Here is a 1,121-nt window from a genome sequence, read left to right on the forward strand (position 1 = left end):
GTGAAATCGAGTAGGGCGGGACACGTGACATCCTGTCTGAATATGGGGGGACCATCCTCCAAGGCTAAATACTCCTGACTGACCGATAGTGAACCAGTACCGTGAGGGAAAGGCGAAAAGAACCCCTGTGAGGGGAGTGAAATAGAACCTGAAACCGTGTACGTACAAGCAGTGGGAGCCCTTCGGGGTGACTGCGTACCTTTTGTATAATGGGTCAGCGACTTACATTTTGTAGCGAGGTTAACCGTATAGGGGAGCCGTAGGGAAACCGAGTCTTAACTGGGCGTCTAGTTGCAAGGTGTAGACCCGAAACCGGGTGATCTAGCCATGGGCAGGTTGAAGGTTGAGTAACATCAACTGGAGGACCGAACCCACTAACGTTGCAAAGTTAGGGGATGACCTGTGGCTGGGGGTGAAAGGCCAATCAAACTCGGAGATAGCTGGTTCTCCCCGAAAGCTATTTAGGTAGCGCCTCGGACGAATACTACTGGGGGTAGAGCACTGTTTGGGCTAGGGGGTCATCCCGACTTACCAACCCCATGCAAACTCCGAATACCAGTAAGTAATATCCGGGAGACACACGGCGGGTGCTAACGTCCGTCGTGAAGAGGGAAACAACCCAGACCGCCGGCTAAGGTCCCAAAGTTCTGGTTAAGTGGGAAACGATGTGGGAAGGCTCAGACAGCTAGGATGTTGGCTTAGAAGCAGCCATCATTTAAAGAAAGCGTAATAGCTCACTAGTCGAGTCGGCCTGCGCGGAAGATGTAACGGGGCTCAAACCAGGCACCGAAGCCGCGGATTCACACTTATGTGTGAGTGGTAGGGGAGCGTTCTGTAAGTCTGCGAAGGTGTATCGAGAGGTATGCTGGAGATATCAGAAGTGCGAATGCTGACGTAAGTAACGATAAAGGGGGTGAAAAGCCTCCTCGCCGGAAGACCAAGGGTTCCTGTCCAACGTTAATCGGGGCAGGGTGAGTCGACCCCTAAGGCGAGGCCGAAAGGCGTAGTCGATGGGAAGCAGGTTAATATTCCTGCACGACTTGTAATTGCGATGGGGGGACGGAGAAGGCTAGGTGGGCCAGGCGACGGTTGTCCTGGTGAAAGTGCGTAGGTGGTGTTTC

1 rRNA gene is annotated in these 1,121 nt (G+C 53.3%); it reads left to right on the top strand.

What is annotated here, in order from left to right:
• Positions 1 to 1,121, top strand: a 23S ribosomal RNA gene (locus tag DBR30_RS01280); the annotation flags it as partial.

Source organism: Aeromonas sp. HMWF017 (assembly GCF_003061465.1).
GTDB classification, from domain to species: domain Bacteria; phylum Pseudomonadota; class Gammaproteobacteria; order Enterobacterales; family Aeromonadaceae; genus Aeromonas; species Aeromonas veronii.